Below are 17,455 nucleotides of genomic sequence, written 5' to 3' on the forward strand. Positions count from 1 at the left end.
ACCGCACACGGAGGCGGTGGAGTACTTCGGGGGGAAGGACTTTTTCCATGCGCGTACCTACACGCGTTGTCGATGCCGGATCGGTGGCCTATCGGGAGCCAGCGCCGCCACTGCCGCAAGGCAGTATTGATGCTGAGGCCGTGCCAGAGGCCGCTCGCGCCCAGCCGGTTCCGCTGGTGCGCCTCATGATGCCGCTGGTCATGGTGGCGGCCATGCTGGGCATGGTGGCACTGATGGTGCTCGGCGCCGGAGATGCGCGCCGGATTAGTCCCATGAGCCTGATGTTTCCGCTCATGATGCTGGCCAGCATGGCCATGATGTTCAATCCTCAAGGAAGCGGGCAGGACCCGGATGAAACGCGCAGAACTTACCTGCGCCACCTCAAGGCGCTGCGGGAGCAAGCCCTGGACCGGGCGGCAGCGCAGCGCGCGCATGAGGAACACCGCAACCCCGCGCCGGGAGAACTTGCTGCACTCATTCCCACGCCCCGGCTGTGGGAGCGGGGAGTAGACGATCCGGACACCCTGGAGGTACGCGTGGGTACCGGGCCGATGGCGCTGTGTACACCCATTACCGTGCCCGATTCGGGCGCGGCCGAGGACCTCGACCCCGTCTGCGCGGTGAGCCTACGGCAGACGGTCCGCGCGGTGGGCACCGTGGCGGATATGCCGGTTGTCATCCAGCTGCAGGCATTTCCTGTCATGGGCATCGAAGGCGAGGACGCCGCCGGCGTGGCCCGTGCCGTCATCCTGCATCTGGCGGTGCTACACGGTCCGGAGACGGTGGGAATTGAGTACCAGGGCAGCGGCTGGGAGTGGGTGAAGTGGCTGCCGCATGCCCGCGACCCGGAGCAGGCGCGACACCGCATCCGTGTCGTCGATGCGGGCGACGACGCTGCCCCGGCGGCATATCCAGGTGATACCCGGTTAGGGGAGCCCACGACTCTGATCGCAGTGGGAGTGAGCTCGCATTCCCCGCTGGGCCGCCGCGCGGAAGAGGAGGGAATCTACCTGCGCGCTGAGGGGGTCATGACGGTGGTGACCGCCGCGGGGGAGGAAGAGCTGGGCCGCTGCGATCCGGTGGGCGTGGCGGAGGCCCTTCTGCGGGCCCGCATGATTGCGCCGTATCACCGTCCCCCAGGCAGCGATGCAGCCGCGGCCCCGCGGTACGGGCGGGATGCTGACCTTCCTGCCCTGGTGGGCTACCGCGACGTGGATGAGCTCGTGGCCTCCGGCATGTGGCACGGACGTACTTCCTCCGAACGCCTGCGCGTTCCCCTCGGAGTGGATGAGCAGGGACAGGCGGTGATGCTGGATCTCAAGGAGTCGGCACAGGGCGGCATGGGCCCGCACGGGCTGTGCATCGGTGCCACGGGAAGCGGCAAGTCCGAGCTGCTGCGGACACTCGTGGTAGCACTGGCCGCCACGCACAGTCCAGATGAGCTCAACCTCGTCCTCGTGGACTTCAAAGGTGGTGCGACCTTCTTGGGATGCGACGAGCTGCCCCATACCTCCGCGGTGATTACCAACCTGGAGGAGGAATCCACGCTGGTGGAGCGCATGTACGACGCCATCTCTGGCGAGATGAACCGCCGCCAGGAGCTTCTGCGCAAGGCCGGCAATTTTGCCAACGTGGGCGAGTTCAACGCCTCTGCCGACGCCGTGGGGGAGTACGGCCCGCTGCCCGCACTGGTCATCGTGGTGGATGAGTTCTCCGAGCTGTTAGGGCAGCACCCAGACTTCGCCGAGCTCTTCGTCGCGGTGGGCCGGTTAGGCCGCTCACTGCACGTCCACCTCTTGCTGGCCTCGCAGCGCCTGGAGGAAGGCCGGCTGCGCGGGCTGGACTCGCACCTGTCCTACCGCATTGGCCTAAAGACCTTCTCCGCTGCGGAATCCCGCCAGGTGCTGGGAGTCACCGACGCATATCACCTGCCCGCCCAGCCGGGCGCGGGGTATCTCAAGACCGACGCGGATGCCCCGGCGCGCTTCCAAGCTTCCTATGTCTCCGGCCCAGTCACGCGCCGTGTGGCGCGTGAGGGAGAGGAGAGCCCAGACCGCCCGCCCGCGCGCGTGGAACTTTTCACCGGCTGGTCCGCGGAGGAGGAAACACCCGAAGTGGCGGTGGTGGTGGATTCTTCGACCACCCTGCTGGGAGCGGTCGTGGCGGCTGCGCGGGAGGAGGCGCAGGAGCGCAGCCAGGCGGCGCGCCGGATTCTGGCTGCCGCCACTGCCGCCAGTGGTGGAGCTCTCCGCGGTGGTAGCACGTGCGGGCCAGGCCGTTCAGCCTGGGCAGGCGCCCGCCGTGGCGCAGAACCCGCCGCTGCGCGCGCCGGTGGGGCTTATTGATCGGCCCTATCATCAGCGCCAGGATCCGCTCGTCGTGGACTTCACCACTGGCGGCGGGCACCTGGCCCTGTGCGGCGGGCCGCAGTCGGGCAAGTCGATGGCGCTGCGCAGTGTGGTCGCCGGACTGGCGCTAATGCACTCGCCGGAGCAGGTCCGCTTCTACGTCATCGACCTCGGCGGCGGGCAGCTCGGGGTACTCGACCGGCTTCCGCACGTGGCGGGTGTCGCGGGGCGAGAAGACCCAGAGAAAGTGCGGCGCGTGGTGGACGAGGTAGCAGGCCTGGTGCGCCGGCCGGAAGGGCGCCACACCTTTCTCATCGTCGATGGCTGGCATCACATCGGCACTGCGGGCGCGGACTTTGAGGATCTGGCGGAGCCGATTACGCAGCTGGTCAACGACGGTGCCTCCGCCCGCATCCACGTCATCATCGCCGCCGCCCGGTGGACCAGCCTGCGCCCCTCTATCAGGGACCTCATCGCCGCCCGCCTAGAGCTGCGCTTGGGCGAGGCCATGGATTCTCTCATCGACCGCAAGGCGCAGCAGAAGTTGCCCGCCGCGCCGGGCCGCGGACTGAACCTCAGCGGGGAGAATCTGCTCTTTGCAGCGACGTCCCCGCAAGACATTGCCCATATTTGTGGCGTGCACGCGGAGTCCGCGCCGGTGCCGGCGTTGAAGATGCTGCCCGCCCGGCTGCGTCAGTTGCCGCCCCAGCCCGCTGGGGCCGCCGCCCCGGGGATTGCGTGGGGCATTGGCGGCGCGGACCTGGACGTTCTTACCTGGGACCCCGACGCGCAGCCGCACCTGGTGTGCATCGGCTCCCAAGGCGCGGGAAAGTCGCAGTTTCTCAGCGTCATCCTGGCCGGCATCGGTGCCCTCGACCGGGAGGCAGCGCGGCTGGTGGTCATCGATGAGAGGCGTGCGCATCTGGGGACGCTGCCGGAGGAGATGGTGGCGGCCTATGCGGCGTCGGCAAGCGCGGCCACCCACACCATCATCGACACCGTCCGCACCTTAGAGCAACGCCTTCCCGGCCCGGACGTAACCCCGGCGCAGCTTGCTGCCCGCAGCTGGTGGGACGGCCCCGACATCTACCTGGTCATTGATGACCTAGACCTGGTCAGTGAGATTGCGCTGGCGCCCCTCCTGGAGATCCTGCCGCACGCCCGCGACGTGGGGCTGCACATGGTGCTGGCGCGCAAGTCCGGCGGCATTGGGCGCGCGCTCTTCGGGCAGTTTCTGTCCGCGGTCCGTGACCTGCAGCCGGCGCTGTTGCTTCTCGACGCCGACCGGGACGAAGGCGCCATCTTCGGCATCAAACCCCAGACCCTGCCTCCTGGGCGCGGCCAGTGGGTGGTGCGCGGCACCGCCCACGGCCTGGCCCAGGTGTATTTCCCCGACAACGACACGACTAACCCGACAGGAGACCACTCATGACTACGACCCATGCACTGCGCACCCCGGCCGAATCTTCCACCACGACGACGTTGACCGTCACGGTTCTCGACGCCGCCACCATCTACGAGGGGCCCGAAACCGTCTACCGCTACGACCTGCCCGGCACCGGCATTGTCGACGGCTGGGCGCTCGAACCCGTCCTGGACCAGATGGAAAAGGTCTGCGACACCGAGTGGCCCGACGTGGAGGTTGAGGTGGTGGCGGATCCCTCCGGCACCGAGAAGACACTGAAGGCGGTGGAGATTGTGCGCCGGCAGCTTTCCGCTACCGGAGTAACGGTGCTCGAGCCTGAACCACTCGAGCCACCCGCGCCAGCGCACACCGTTCGCAGTGCCCCGCCCGCCCCAACCAGGCAGGAGGAAAGCCCGGACGCGGTACCCGTGGAGCGTCCTCGCTCGCACCGTCGCCGCACAGGCACGCCGGCGTGGACCCCTAGTGGCATCGATCCCTTCTACATCGCCATCGCCGTAATGGTCGTGCTCGTGGCCGGGGTGTCCTGGTGGGCGGTGGGGCGCAAGGACTCTGCCTCGGCCGCCTCTGAGGCACCGGCCAGTGCCGCGCCCACGGCACACACAGATGATGCGGCGGGAGGACCACCAACTACCGAACCCGCCGGCTCAGACGGAAAAGATGCGCCTGGCGCCGGTGACACGGGCCTGCGCCCTGGACAACAGGCCATTGAGGTTGAAGGTATGTCGCTGGTGCTCCCGCAAGGATTCCGCACGAGCGTAGAAGACGGCCTGGTCACCGCTACCGGGGAGGACCCGAATCTGCGCATCCTGCTTGCCGCCGACCCGCTATTCAACGTGCCCGTGGACGCCCTTTTCGGCGAAATCAAGGCTCAGATTGATGCGGCCCCAGCCCTCAAGGACCCCTCCGAAGACGCCGGCCGGCTCACCTACACCGAGGACCCCGGGGACGGCTCCCGCGTGACGTGGCTGATGTGGGAGGACAAGGGTCACCAGATGTCGGTGGGCTGTCACACCAAGTTTGAGCCCAACGTGGTGCAAAAGGCAGCGTGCCGCATGGCGGCGGAGTCCCTAGTCAAACAGTAATCGCGCAGGGGAGAACGGAGTAGGCAAAAAAGATGGACGGCGCCGGGAACCGATTGCGGTCAGCTCCAGTCCAATAAAGGTGAGAAGGACAACAGGGTGCTTCTCGGGGGAGACACACAGTTGGGGCCCCACAGTTACAGCCCACAGTCACAGAAAGGGACAGAAAGATTATGACTCAGACTTTCCGCACTGAAGCCGATGTCATGGTGGCCACCGCCGGCCGCGTTGATTCTACGAACGATGAAGTACAGGGTGAGCTCACCCGCCTGCAGGGTGTTGTGGACTCGGTCCGCGCCAGCTGGTCCGGACGCGCACAGGTTTCCTTTGACAACCTCATGCAGCGCTACAACACCTCCGCGCAGCAGCTGCGTGAGGCACTGACCGCCATCAGTGACAACATCCGTGACAACGCCCGCAACTTCGACACCGTCGAGGCAGACAACGCACAGTCCTTCGACAACGTCGGCGGAGCAGGCCTGGCGCTCTAAGAAACGCCGAACGCACCACCTATTTCACGCACATCCACCGTCACGAGACATCTACGAGATAAAGGAAGACGCAATGTCAGGAATTAAGTATCAATTTGGCGCCATCGCCGGCGCTGCCGCCGACATCAACTCCACCTCCGGCCGCATCAACGGGCTCCTCGGCGACCTGAAGGCCACCTTGCAGCCCATGGTCTCCACCTGGGAGGGTGAATCCGCCTCCGCCTACAACGCCGCACAGGCCAAGTGGGACAAGGCCGCAGCGGAGCTCAACACCGTGCTGGCCACCATCTCCTCCACGGTTTCCCAGGGCAACGACAACATGAGCGACGTCAACCGTCGCGCAGCTGCCAGCTGGGGCTAAGCACTCTGCACAACGCGCTTCTTCCCTAGCCACGGTGGGCTTTAAGTATTCACTGTGTTGAGCGGTCAGCGGTGTGGAGAGGAAAGAGACGGACGCACACTCTTTCTTTCACCTACACCGAAGCTACCGAGGCTTCTCAGACTACTGAGGCCACCGAGGCTGCGGAAGGCGCCGGTATCGCTTCTCGTCAACGTTTCTGACTCCGCTTCCCCCAATCCCCGAACTGGCGGGGGAGGAAGCGTTGGCGGGGGGCGATATCGGCGTTTTGGGTTTTAACCTGCTGCGTACTAGGGTGAGACACCTATGTGTCCGCGCCTTTTACAGGCGCACGCGTGCTGCAGGTCTCCACCGGCCGCTGTATGTACCGCGTAGGGGCTTACATAGCGTTGGCCGGCAGTTCCGAGACAGACTTTCAAGGAGTCATTTTGTCTACTTTCCACCCGAAGAGCGGTGACATCACCCGCAAGTGGTACGTCATCGACGCTACCGACGTGGTTCTGGGCAAGCTTGCTTCCACCGTGGCTGACATGCTGCGCGGTAAGCACAAGCCCCAGTTCGCACCGAACGTTGATTGCGGCGACCACATCATCATCCTGAACGCGGACAAGATCCACGTGTCCTCCAACAAGCGCGAGCGCGAGATGCGCTACCGCCACTCCGGTTACCCGGGCGGCCTGAAGTCCATGACCCTTGGTCAGTCCCTGGACGCCAACCCGGTTCGCGTTATCGAGGAAGCTGTCAAGGGCATGATGCCCCACAACAAGCTTTCCAACGCCTCCATCAAGAAGCTGCACGTTTTCGTGGGCGAGGAGCACCCGTACGCCGGCCAGAAGCCGGAAACCCTTGAGTTGAAGCAGGTGGCACAGTAATGACCGAGCAGAACATCGACAACAATGTAGCCGACGCTGCCGACATCGCTGCAGCAACTGCCGCTACCGAGGAGTTCACCAACACCATCGGTGATTCCCTGGCACCGGAGACCGACGCAGAGGCTGAGACCGCTGCTCCGGCCATCCACGAGGGCCCGATCCAGACCGTCGGTCGCCGTAAGCGCGCCGTCGCTCGTGTTCGCCTCGTTGCCGGTTCCGGCAACATCTCCGTCAACGGCCGTGCCTTTGACGAGTACTTCCCGAACAAGCTGCACCAGCAGGACATCCTCACTCCGCTGACCCTGCTGGAGCGGGATGGCCAGTTCGACATCAAGGTCACCGTCAACGGTGGTGGCCCGACCGGTCAGGCCGGCGCCCTGCGTCTGGCTATCGCCCGCGCACTGAACGTCTACAACCCGGCTGACCGCCCGGCCCTCAAGAAGGCTGGCCTGCTCACCCGTGACGCTCGTGCCGTGGAGCGCAAGAAGGCTGGTCTGCACAAGGCACGTCGTGCCCCGCAGTACTCCAAGCGTTAATCTTCGCGCACTGCATTTTTCGAAAGCCGCTGCTTCCCTTGCTGGAGGCGGCGGTTTTCGCCGTTTTGTTCAGGAAAGGGGTATCACTCATGGGAGATCGGCACCCGCCTATGCACGATAGACTGGAGCGGGCATAATTGATCACCATGACTCGACTTTTTGGAACTGACGGAGTTCGCGGTCTCGCGAACAAGAAGCTCACCCCAATCCTGGCCCTGCGCTTGGGCCAGGCTGCGGCCGAGGTCTTTACCGCGGACCGTGAATCCTATGAGCGCCGCCCACTGGCCATCATTGGCCGTGACCCGCGCGTGTCCGGTGAAATGCTGGATGCCGCCATTGCCTCCGGCCTGGCCTCGCGCGGCGTCGACGTCGTGCGTGTCGGCGTTCTGCCCACGCCGGCCATCGCATTCCTCACGGACGATTTCGGCGCTGACCTGGGCGTGATGATTTCGGCCTCACACAACCCGATGCCGGATAACGGAATCAAGTTCTTCTCCGCGGGCGGCAAGAAGCTTCCCGACGACGTGGAGGACCGCATCCAAGCCACCATGGACACCATCACCGAAGGTGGACCCACGGGCACCAAGATCGGCCGTATCATCTCGGAGGCTCCGGACGGCCGTGAGCGTTACCTCAAGCACCTCAAGGAGGTCGTTTCTACCGATCTGAAGGGCATCAAGGTCGTGGTGGATACCGCGAATGGTGCGGCATCCAAGGTGGCGCCGCAGGCCTATGAGGCGGCCGGCGCGGAGGTCATCGCTATCCACAACAAGCCGAACGCCTTCAACATCAACGAGGACTGCGGTTCGACGCACATTGAGAAGACCCAGGCAGCCGTCGTGGAGCACGGCGCCGACCTGGGCCTGGCGCACGACGGCGATGCGGATCGCTGCCTGGCTGTCGACGCCGAGGGAAACGTTGTCGACGGCGACCAGATCATGGCCCTGCTGGCCGTGGGCATGAAGGAGGAGAACGACCTTCGCTTCAACACTCTCGTGGCCACCGTGATGTCTAACCTGGGTCTCAAGATCGCGATGAAGGAACAGGGCATCGAGGTCAAGGAAACCGCGGTGGGTGACCGCTACGTGCTGGAAGAGCTCAACCGCGGTGACTTCTCCCTCGGAGGCGAGCAGTCGGGCCACGTGGTCTTGCCCGACGATTGCACTACTGGTGATGGCACCCTGACCGGCCTGTCCATCATGGCGCGCATGGCCAAGTCCGGGCAGTCCCTGAAGGAGCTGGCCTCCGTGATGACGGTGCTTCCGCAGGTGCTCATCAACGTGCCGGTGTCCGATAAGTCGGGCATCCTCAACTCCTCCGAGGTCAAAGAGGCCATCGCTTCCGCCGAGGCAGAACTGGGAGATACCGGACGCGTTCTGCTGCGTCCCTCCGGCACCGAGGAGCTCTTCCGCGTCATGGTGGAGGCCGCCGAAAAGGAGCAGGCGCGCAAGGTAGCAGGCAAGCTCGCGGCGGTCGTGGCCGCGGTGTAACGCGGTTTAAGAAGGGGGGCGGTTTCTCGGAACACTTTGTGGTTCCGGGGAACCGGAAGGGGGCTTTCTCAGTCCAATAAGGGCAGGAATAACTGTTCGTTGTGGACGAGAAGGAGGGGCTCGATGCCCGACGTATTTTTTGATGAGGACGAAGCCACGCGGCTTCTCAGTCACGTAATAGATCAGACGGCGGCGCAGAGCCACGCCCATCGGGGAGACGTGCCGGACTTTCCGGCGGCGTCGGCAGGCAGGGACTTTGGCGGTCATGCGTCTCAAATACAATCGCTGCTGAGCCGCCTGCACGAGCGCGGTGCGTGGCGTTTAGACAACATGTCGTCTACAGCGGATGCCGCTCGCGCCCAGGTAAGGGCTTTCGGGGACGTCGACCGGGGCCTTGCCGGGCAGCTGGGCGAGCCGGGCGCGGGGGTGAACTGATGACCACCATGGTGAAGTCATTGTTGGGGGACTATTCGCAGGCAGTCTCTCAATTCCAGGCCGCCAGCAAGGGCGGCTATGCCGGCCCCAGCACTCCTATCGATCTACTGGGGGACATGGTGGGCTCGGTCGACGGAATCAAGCCCCAAGACCTGGTAGGAAGTACTGCCTCTGCCATGGGGGCACGCCGCCCGTCCGGTGGCGGCTCCGGGTTCAAAGACTTTCTCCTCGGCACGGTGGTGTCGCTGGCTGGGGGAGCAATCATCGACCACCTGCGCGGCGTACAGGATGATTATGAGGAGGAACGCCGTGAGGCCGATGACTTGGTGGAGTCGGCTCAGCAGTGCTCAGATGCGATTGAGGACGTCGTGGACGTGTCCGACTCGGCGCTGGTGGAGCTTATCTCCGCCGTCATTCCTCTGCTCAACATCTTGACGGTGCTCCTGCAACGCCACCCGCTGGGCAAGCTCATCATCCCGGTGATTTCCGCCATCGGCGGCGACCTCATTGAGCAGACGAATGACACAATCACGCAGACCTGCCGGGATAGAGATACCGCCATCGAGAACTGCTATTGCGAGTTTGAAAAGCGCTGTTCCGAGGTATGCGAGCGCGAGCTTCCGGAGACACCACCGGAGCCTGAATGTGGCTGCGAGGAAAAGCCGAAGCCCTGCCCGCAACCCGAACAACCGCAAGCACCGGTGCCTACTCAGCCCGGGCAGCCGGCTGCGCCTTCCCAACCCGCTCAGCCCACGCAACCGGCCCAGCCCACGCAACCGGCCCAGCCCACGCAACCGGCCCAGCCCACGCAGCCGACCCAGCCAGTCGCACCGGAGGCCCCTGCCACACCTAGCGCGCCCGAAGAGTCCGACACTCCTACCGAGCCTGCTTCCGTGCCTGCCAAGGAGTGCCCGCCGCCGACGACGCCACAAAGCGTTGCCACCCCGGAACGCGTGGAGCCTGCACCAGAGCCAAAGCTTGTTGAACAGACAGCCAAGTCCTGCAATTGTGAAGCGGCTCTCGAAGAGCGAGAGTGTGAGTGTGGCAAGCAGGTGCGCGACACCATCACGACCACGCCCGCTGACGCTGCTACTGAGTTGACGACGGACACCGAGTCTCCTGTCCAAGAGTCGACCGCTGATGTCATCCAAAAGGAATCCGCGGACTGCGTTGTCGTGCAAGAAGAAGAGGCAGTAGTAGAAGTTACCGAGGCCGAGGAGTGCGAGAATTCGGAGGAGACAACCGAGATAAGCACCGAGTGCGCCTGCGAGCCGGAGGTATCGTGCACCGGAATCCTTGGAGCTGTCGGTGTGGGCGTGGCCATTGTGGGGCTTGGGCTGTTGGCGGAGGCCGCACTCGAGTTCCTGGACAATCTCCCTGAACCGGACCCTGTCCCAGAGCCTGAACCAGCGCCTGAACCGGAACCACTACCTGAGCCAGAACCAGAACCGCAGCCGGAACCCGAGCATGGTGACGGAGTGATGGCACCGCCGCCGGAGCTCGAAGCCGTTCCGGAACCGACCCCGCCAGCAGAAAAGGTTGCTCACATGCAGGCAGCTGCGGCGCCTGCCCCAGACCCAGCTCCCGCGCCGCAGCCTGTTCCTTCACCGGATCCCGCTCCTGCTCCCGCACCGGAGCCTGGCCCTGAGCGCCAAGAGGAGCCAGAACCTAGCTCAGAATCCTCATCCGTCCACGCACGAAAGGCAGGGCAGTGGTAATGCCGCATAACGATTTCGATGAGTTCGCACGCGGATTCCGTGAGCGCACGGCCGCCAGGCTTCTAGAGTTTGAAAAGGCAATGGCGAAGGCGCAGGACGATTTAGAGAAGTCCGCGCAGCGCGCCGCGCAAGCTCAAAATACCGATAGGGCTCCGGGGCGAGCCCCTGCGTCGCGTTCAGAGCAGCCGAATCCACGGGTCAGCCGGGCTCGCCCACGTGGGCAGGTGCAGTCCGTGTTGCGGCGCGGATAGCAGTTACTGATTTCATTAAGCGATAGTTGCTACTAATCTCGTCCACATACTTTGTGCGTGACGCCGGTAAACAGTGTGGAGGAGAAAGAATGCACATTCCCGCTCTTTATGACGCGCTGTGGGTCATTCTTCCACTTGCCGCTGCCATCATGCTGGGCGTGGTGTTGTGCGTGGAGCTTAAATAGAGGAGCTCAGCGGCACGGACGATCGCATGGTCAGCGGTACAGGTGTTCCTACCGTTTATCGGGTTCGTGGCCTGGCTGGTGCTTGAACTACCGCGGCTAAAACGCACACAGCAGGACGGATAAGTCTCCGTCCTGCGTGTTCTGCCGTGTTCTACGCGGTTTTACGCGTAGGCCGCGTACGGCCTAGCGGGTTCTAGTGGGTGCTCTCGTGACCAGCGCGCTTCGCCAAATCTTCTCCGGCGAAGCTTTCGACGCCCTTAGCAGTAGCGTCGGCAGCCGCGAAGTCGTCGTACTTGGACTCGCCGGCCAGCTCACTGAGCAGGAAGCCGGTGACCAAGCCACGGGCGGTCTCCACCTCGGAGCCCTGGAAGAAGCCGGAGCCGAGCGCGAGCTTGAAGAATTTGTCCTCGCTGAAGCCGGACTGGGTACCCTTGGCAATCTCGCGGTACACCACCGGCCCGCCCCAGGCGTTCGCCAGCTTGGCGGGGTTGCCGGCACGGAAGATGTCATCCTCGCCGGAGCCGATGATGAGGCCGCGCGCCTTGACCGACGGTGCTGCCTGCACCGCGGACGGGGACGTGTTCGCCGGGTACAGTGCGGCGACCGCACGGACCTTGGGGCTATCCACGGCTGCGAGGGTGGCTACGCCGCCGCCCATGCCGTGGCCCACGACGCCCAGCTTGGAGGCAGAGACCGAAATCTTGCCGGTACCCAGCTTGACGCCGGTAGCAATCTGCAGGGCGGACTCAACGTCCGCGACCAAGTTGCGGTGCTTGGCAAAGGCGCCGGTCTCCGTATCGGGGGCAACAACGACAATGCCCCAGCTGGCCAGGTGACGCAGGGTGGCGTGGTAGTCCTTGACGCTCTTCGTCCAGTCGTGGGCAAAGGCCACGGCCGGCAGGCCCTTTCCTTCAACGGGCGTGTACACCTTGCCCTCCAGACCTGCATAGGACAGGTCGCCAACGAGGACGCGGTGCGGGCCGCGCTTGGACAACGTACCGAGATGCTTCTTCAAATTCGCAGACACGCTATACAGAATAGAGGAAGCACGTTGCTCGCGGTGGAAAGCATGAGGATTGCTGTCCCAGGACGACGAGAATTGTCCTAGCACTTTTGTACAAAGCCCTGTCCTGTAGGATCAGGGCCTATGTGTGGAATCGTTGGATATGTTGGCCACAACACTGATGGCCGTGATTACTTTGCCCTGGACGTAGTACTGGAAGGCCTGCGCCGTTTGGAGTACCGCGGATATGACTCCGCTGGTGTTGCTATGTATACCGACGGCGAGATTGGCTGGCGCAAGAAGGCCGGCAAGGTCGCCGCGCTGGACGCGGAGATTGAGGCCCGCCCGCTCAAGGACTCTGTCCTGGGCATTGGCCACACCCGCTGGGCCACCCATGGCGGTCCGACGGATCTCAACGCCCACCCGCACGTGGTGGACGGCGGCAAGCTGGCCGTGGTGCACAACGGCATTATTGAAAACTTCGCGGAGCTCAAGCACGAGCTGACGGCGAAGGGCCACAACTTCGTTTCTGAGACCGATACTGAGGTTGCGGCCACTCTGCTGGGTGACGTCTTCCACGGTGAGGCCGCCGGTGACCTGACCAAGGCCATGCAGCTGACCTGCCAGCGCCTGGAGGGTGCGTTCACCCTGCTGGCTATCCACGCCGACCAGGCTGACCGTATCGTCGCGGCCCGCCGTGACTCGCCGCTGGTTATCGGCCTGGGTGAGGGCGAGAACTTCCTGGGGTCCGACGTGTCCGGCTTTATCGATTACACCAAGTCCGCCGTGGAGATGGACAACGATCAGGTTGTCACCATCACCGCGGACGACGTGGAGATCACTGACTACTCCGGCAACCCGGGGCAGGGCAAGCCTTTCGAGATCAAGTGGGACGCCGCCGCTGCCGAAAAGGGCGGCTACAACTCCTTCATGGAGAAGGAAATCCACGACCAGCCGGCCGCCGTGCGCGATACCCTGCTGGGCCGCCTGGATGAGGACGGCAATCTGATCCTGGATGAGGTCCGCATCGAGGAGTCGGTGCTCAAGTCCATTGACAAGATCATCATCATCGCTTGCGGCACCGCCGCGTACGCCGGCCACGTTGCTCGCTACGCCATCGAGCACTGGTGCCGCATCCCGTGCGAGGTGGAGCTGGCCCACGAGTTCCGCTACCGCGACCCGATTGTTAATGAGAAGACCTTGGTCGTGGCCCTGTCCCAGTCGGGCGAGACCATGGATACCCTCATGGCGGTGCGCCACGCCCGCCAGCAGGGTGCGAAGGTGATTGCTATCTGCAACACCCAGGGCTCTTCCATTCCGCGCGAGTCCGACGCCGCGCTGTACACCCACGCCGGCCCGGAGATCGCCGTGGCCTCCACCAAGGCCTTCCTGGCGCAGATCACCGCCACCTACCTTTTGGGCCTGTACCTGGCGCGCCTGCGCGGCAACATGTTCTCCGACGAGGTCACCGCGGTTCTCAATGAGCTGCGTGACATGCCGGAGAAGGTACAGCAAGTCATTGACAACGAAAAGCAGGTCTACGACCTGTCCAACGCTATGGTCGACGCCGACTCGGTGCTCTTCCTCGGCCGTCACGTGGGCTTCCCGGTGGCGCTCGAGGGCGCGCTGAAGCTCAAGGAGATCGCGTACCTGCACGCCGAGGGCTTTGCCGCCGGCGAGCTCAAGCACGGCCCGATCGCGCTGGTGGAGGAAGGCCAGCCGGTCTTCGTCATCGTGCCGTCCCCGCGCGGCCGCGATTCTCTGCACTCCAAGGTGGTCTCCAACATCCAGGAGATCCGCGCCCGTGGCGCCATCACCATCGTCATCGCGGAGGAGGGCGACCACGCCGTGGAGGCTTACGCCAACCACGTCATCCGCATCCCGCAGGCGCCGACGCTCATGCAGCCCCTGCTGGCCACCGTCCCGCTGCAGATTTTCGCCTGCGGTGTGGCCACGGCGAAGGGCTACGACGTGGACCAGCCGCGTAACCTGGCTAAGTCCGTGACCGTGGAGTAACACCCACGCCACATCACCCCTAAACGAGCGGGCAGCGAGCTTCAGGCTCCTGCCCGCTCGTGGCACAATGAGGGACATGTTGAAAACCCTCATTGACCTTGATGCCATTGCCCATAACGTGGCCCGCGTCAAGGAAATCGTGGCGCCTGCGCGCCTGATGTGCGTGGTGAAGGCGGATGCCTACGGCCACGGCAGCCAGCGCGTTGCGCCGGTGATGGAGGCTGCCGGCGCTGATGCGTTTGGTGTGGCCACTCTGGCTGAGGCCGTGGCGCTGCGCCGCGTCATTCCCACTACAGACATCGTGGCGTGGCTGTGGGATCCGCAGGAGGACCTTTCGGAGGCGCTTGCCGCCGGGATCCAGATCGGCATCCCCTCCCTGGAGCACGCCCGCGCGCTGGTGGCCACGGGGCTAGACGCCGAGGCCTTCTTGATGGTGGAAACGGGGATGCACCGGTCGGGCGTCGATAAGCAGGCGTGGGATGAGGCCTGTGCCGTGCTTGCCGACGCCCCCACGGTCACCCTCCTCGGCCTCATGTCCCACTTTGCGTGTGCGGACGCCCCAGAGCACCCGCACAATGACCACCAAGAGTCCGAGTTCCGGGCGGCCCTAGCTCACGCGCGCGCCGCAGGCCTGGAGTGCCCGCTGAACCACCTGGCGAACTCCGCCGCGGCGCTGACCCGACCCTCCGCGCGCTTCGAGCAGGTGCGGGTGGGCGTAGCGCTTTACGGCATGGAGCCCGTGCCGGGCCTGGACCACGGACTGCGCCCGGCCATGACGTGGGAGAGCTCCGTCGTGGCGGTCAAGCCGATTGGGGAAGGGGAGTCCACCAGCTACGGCTTGACGTGGACCGCGCAGTCGCAGCGGCAGCTTGCCACCGTGGCGGTGGGCTATGCCGACGGGCTGCCCCGCAACATTCAGGGCGCACTCCAGGTGGGCCTGGGTGGAAAGCTGTATCCGCAGGTGGGGCGCGTGTGCATGGACCAGATCGTCGTGGATTTGGGGGAGAACCCGCACGGCGTGCGCGCCGGGGACCGCGCGGTTATTTTCGGTGACGGCGGCATGAGTGCCACCCAGCTGGCGGACGCGGCCGGAACCATCAATTACGAAATCGTGTGTCGCCCCACCGGGCGCACACAGCGCACTTACGGTGAAGGTGGTAACAATGCGCGGTGATAATGCCCACGAAGGAACTCGGATAGCAGCGACCGCGGAGGACACCCAGGCGTTCGGCGAGGAGCTCGGCGCCGCCCTCGAAGCCGGGGACTTGGTCATCCTCGACGGTCCGCTGGGGGCTGGTAAAACCACCTTCACGCAGGGCATTGCCCGCGGCATGCAGGTCAAAGGGCGGGTCACGTCTCCCACCTTCGTCATCGCCCGTGAGCATCCCTCTACCGTGGGCGGTCCCGCGCTCATTCACGTCGATGCCTACCGGCTGCTGGACCACTCCGATGATCCTTTGGGGGAGCTCGACAGTTTAGACTTAGACACCGAAATTGAGGACGCCGTCGTCGTTGCCGAATGGGGCGGCGATTTTATGGAGCGACTCGCTGACGCATGTCTAGTCGTATCCATCAATCGTGACTCCGACGATGATGTCCGTGAGTTCTCGTGGAAATGGGTGACGTAACGTGCTGACCTTCCTTGCCGAACAACCGCTGCTAACGCTCTTTCTCATCATGGCGGTGGGCTTGGCAATCGGAAAGATTAACTTTTTCGGAATTTCGCTCGGCGCTGCCGCGGCGATGTTTGTGGCGCTCGGCTTGTCTGCTGCAAACCCCGATATCGCGATTCCGCCGTTTGTGTACCAATTTGGCTTGGCCATCTTCGTCTACATTATTGGTCTCAACTTCGGGCGCAGCTTCTTCCAGGATTTCCGGCGGCGGGGCTGGAAGATGTCCGCGGTAGTGGTCATCTTCTTCTTCATCCTCGCGGGATTGACCGTACTCTTTGTCCGCATTTTTGACCTCGATCCGGCCATCGGCGTGGGTACGCTGGCCGGATCCCTGAGCTCGACGCCGGGTATGGCCGCCGTGGTGGAGGCACTCAACGGCGACAGCACCCCAGTGGTGGGCTACTCCCTGGCCTACCCGGGCTGCATCATCGGTACCATCCTCGTCGCCGCGATCGGCGCCAAGGTCTTCCGCGTCAACCACGTCAAGGACGCCAAGGACGAAGGGATGCTGTCGGAGCCGCTGGAGTGGAAGGCAGTGCGCCTGACCAAGGATCCCGGCGTGACGGTGGGCGAGCTCCCAGAGTTCACCGGGGAGAAGGTGATTGCCACTCGCTGCGTGCGTACTGACAACCAGCACGAGCTGGCGGACCCAGACATGCGGGTGAAAGAAGGCATGGAGCTTCTGCTCAACGGCACGGGCCCGGCGCTGGACCGTGCGATTGCCCTCCTGGGTGAAGAGATTGATCTGAATCTGCACGAAAAAGATGGCCTCATCTACCGCCGCGTGACGGTGTCCAACCCGCAGGTGGCCGGCCGCACCATCGAGGAGCTGGACACGATGAGCCACGGCTTCCTCATCGCGCGAATCCGCCGCGGCGATACCCAGATTGTGCCGAACGACAACACCGTCCTGTACTACTCGGACCGCGTCCGCGTCGTGACCGCACCGGGTCGCCTCAATGACGTGCGCGACTTCCTCGGTGACTCGGAGTCCAAGCTGGGCAACCTGGACCTATTCCCCTTCGCGCTGGGCCTGCTTTTGGGCTTGCTCTTCGGCGCCATCCCGATTCCGCTGCCGGGCGGCACCACGTTGTCCTTCGGCTTCGGTGGCGGCCCCATCGTGGTAGGCCTCATCCTCGGCGCGATTGGCCGTACCGGCCCGATTCACTGGCAGATGCCGTTCCACTCCAAGCAGACCATCTCCACGCTGGGCCTGACGCTGTTCCTGGCGGGCGTGGGTACCTCGGCTGGTGGCCAGTTCCGCGATGCGATGTCGGACCCGACCTCCCTGAAGTACATGGGCGTGGGCATCATCCTCAGCCTGGTCTCCGCTATCGGCCTGGGCGTGGTGTGCACCCTGGTGCTGCGCTTGAAGTTCGACGAGGCCATGGGCGTGGCCGCTGGTATGACCACCAACCCGGCGATCATGGCCTACCTCAACCCGCAGACGGGCACCCAGCTGGCGGAGCGCGGCTACGCCACGGTGTATCCCACGACGATGATCGGCAAGATCCTCATGTGCCAGATGTTGGCCTTGATTATCGTTTGATAGCCGTCGCGTAGGATATTCACGT

The 17,455-nt window shown here is 64.3% G+C and carries 13 protein-coding genes and 2 pseudogenes; 14 read left to right on the forward strand and 1 reads right to left on the reverse strand.

Going from position 1 to position 17,455, the window contains the following annotated elements; genetic code table 11:
• Nucleotides 1-47: 47 nt before the first annotated feature.
• The 10 genes and pseudogenes from eccCa to ACKFR8_RS11180 form a co-directional block, all read left to right on the forward strand.
• Nucleotides 48-3,780: pseudogene (eccCa, locus tag ACKFR8_RS11135) on the forward strand (type VII secretion protein EccCa).
• Entirely contained in the window at nucleotides 3,777-4,856 is a 1,080-nt protein-coding gene (locus ACKFR8_RS11140; RefSeq protein ID WP_408930085.1) for a type VII secretion-associated protein, read from the forward strand. Before eccCa ends, ACKFR8_RS11140 begins: the two are co-directional and overlap by 4 nt.
• Before the next feature lie 170 nt (nucleotides 4,857-5,026).
• Nucleotides 5,027-5,344 (forward strand): WXG100 family type VII secretion target, encoded by a 318-nt coding sequence (locus ACKFR8_RS11145; protein ID WP_296134474.1) that lies wholly within the window; start codon nucleotides 5,027-5,029, stop codon nucleotides 5,342-5,344.
• 73 nt (nucleotides 5,345-5,417) lie between these two features.
• On the forward strand, nucleotides 5,418-5,705 hold the full coding sequence (locus tag ACKFR8_RS11150) for a WXG100 family type VII secretion target (protein WP_296134475.1): 288 nt from the start codon (nucleotides 5,418-5,420) through the stop codon (nucleotides 5,703-5,705).
• A 425-nt stretch (nucleotides 5,706-6,130) separates the two neighbouring features.
• Nucleotides 6,131-6,574 carry a 50S ribosomal protein L13 gene (gene rplM / locus ACKFR8_RS11155; protein WP_408930086.1) on the forward strand — a complete coding sequence of 148 codons (444 nt, stop codon included), beginning with the start codon at nucleotides 6,131-6,133 and terminating at the stop codon, nucleotides 6,572-6,574.
• Nucleotides 6,574-7,110, forward strand: coding sequence for a 30S ribosomal protein S9 (gene rpsI / locus ACKFR8_RS11160; RefSeq protein WP_408930087.1), 537 nt, complete (start codon nucleotides 6,574-6,576; stop codon nucleotides 7,108-7,110). Before rplM ends, rpsI begins: the two co-directional genes overlap by 1 nt.
• A 146-nt stretch (nucleotides 7,111-7,256) precedes the next feature.
• A complete protein-coding gene (gene glmM / locus ACKFR8_RS11165) occupies nucleotides 7,257-8,600 on the forward strand; it encodes a phosphoglucosamine mutase (protein ID WP_408930088.1) in 1,344 nt (447 codons plus the stop codon).
• Between the two features lie 219 nt (nucleotides 8,601-8,819).
• The gene (locus ACKFR8_RS11170; protein WP_408930089.1) at nucleotides 8,820-9,035 is read left to right on the forward strand and encodes a hypothetical protein; all 216 of its coding nucleotides are present in this window, start codon (nucleotides 8,820-8,822) and stop codon (nucleotides 9,033-9,035) included.
• Entirely contained in the window at nucleotides 9,035-10,753 is a 1,719-nt protein-coding gene (locus tag ACKFR8_RS11175; RefSeq protein WP_408930090.1) for a zinc metalloprotease, read from the forward strand. Before ACKFR8_RS11170 ends, ACKFR8_RS11175 begins: the two co-directional genes overlap by 1 nt.
• 451 nt (nucleotides 10,754-11,204) lie before the next feature.
• Nucleotides 11,205-11,312, forward strand: a pseudogene (locus tag ACKFR8_RS11180) (PLDc N-terminal domain-containing protein); the annotation flags it as partial.
• A gap of 70 nt (nucleotides 11,313-11,382) precedes the next feature.
• On the opposite strand, the gene ACKFR8_RS11185 reads toward ACKFR8_RS11180, so the two are convergent.
• Nucleotides 11,383-12,216 carry a dienelactone hydrolase family protein gene (locus ACKFR8_RS11185; protein WP_408930091.1) on the reverse strand — a complete coding sequence of 278 codons (834 nt, stop codon included), beginning with the start codon at nucleotides 12,214-12,216 and terminating at the stop codon, nucleotides 11,383-11,385.
• Between the two features lie 120 nt (nucleotides 12,217-12,336).
• Between ACKFR8_RS11185 and glmS the strand changes: the two genes are divergently transcribed.
• The 4 genes from glmS (at nucleotide 12,337) to ACKFR8_RS11205 (ending at nucleotide 17,430) form a co-directional block, all read left to right on the forward strand.
• Nucleotides 12,337-14,208 carry a glutamine--fructose-6-phosphate transaminase (isomerizing) gene (gene glmS / locus ACKFR8_RS11190; RefSeq protein WP_408930092.1) on the forward strand — a complete coding sequence of 624 codons (1,872 nt, stop codon included), beginning with the start codon at nucleotides 12,337-12,339 and terminating at the stop codon, nucleotides 14,206-14,208.
• Between the two features lie 67 nt (nucleotides 14,209-14,275).
• On the forward strand, nucleotides 14,276-15,382 hold the full coding sequence (gene alr, locus ACKFR8_RS11195) for an alanine racemase (RefSeq protein WP_408930093.1): 1,107 nt from the start codon (nucleotides 14,276-14,278) through the stop codon (nucleotides 15,380-15,382).
• Nucleotides 15,372-15,836, forward strand: coding sequence for a tRNA (adenosine(37)-N6)-threonylcarbamoyltransferase complex ATPase subunit type 1 TsaE (gene tsaE / locus ACKFR8_RS11200; RefSeq protein WP_296131510.1), 465 nt, complete (start codon nucleotides 15,372-15,374; stop codon nucleotides 15,834-15,836). Before alr ends, tsaE begins: the two co-directional genes overlap by 11 nt.
• Nucleotide 15,837: 1 nt before the next feature.
• Entirely contained in the window at nucleotides 15,838-17,430 is a 1,593-nt protein-coding gene (locus ACKFR8_RS11205) for an aspartate:alanine exchanger family transporter (protein ID WP_408930094.1), read from the forward strand.
• Nucleotides 17,431-17,455: the final 25 nt, after the last annotated feature.

It is taken from the genome of Corynebacterium axilliensis, from assembly GCF_046097495.1.
GTDB lineage: Bacteria > Actinomycetota > Actinomycetes > Mycobacteriales > Mycobacteriaceae > Corynebacterium.

Excerpts from the sequence above, each read along its gene's own strand:
- ACKFR8_RS11140 (WP_408930085.1), top strand. The coding sequence starts at position 3,777 with ATGACTACGACCCATGCACTGCGCACCCCGGCCGAATCTTCCACCACG.
- ACKFR8_RS11145 (WP_296134474.1), top strand. The coding sequence starts at position 5,027 with ATGACTCAGACTTTCCGCACTGAAGCCGATGTCATGGTGGCCACCGCC.
- ACKFR8_RS11150 (WP_296134475.1), top strand. The coding sequence starts at position 5,418 with ATGTCAGGAATTAAGTATCAATTTGGCGCCATCGCCGGCGCTGCCGCC.
- rpsI (WP_408930087.1), top strand. The coding sequence starts at position 6,574 with ATGACCGAGCAGAACATCGACAACAATGTAGCCGACGCTGCCGACATC.
- glmM (WP_408930088.1), top strand. The coding sequence starts at position 7,257 with ATGACTCGACTTTTTGGAACTGACGGAGTTCGCGGTCTCGCGAACAAG.
- ACKFR8_RS11175 (WP_408930090.1), top strand. The coding sequence starts at position 9,035 with ATGACCACCATGGTGAAGTCATTGTTGGGGGACTATTCGCAGGCAGTC.
- glmS (WP_408930092.1), top strand. The coding sequence starts at position 12,337 with ATGTGTGGAATCGTTGGATATGTTGGCCACAACACTGATGGCCGTGAT.
- alr (WP_408930093.1), top strand. The coding sequence starts at position 14,276 with ATGAGGGACATGTTGAAAACCCTCATTGACCTTGATGCCATTGCCCAT.
- tsaE (WP_296131510.1), top strand. The coding sequence starts at position 15,372 with ATGCGCGGTGATAATGCCCACGAAGGAACTCGGATAGCAGCGACCGCG.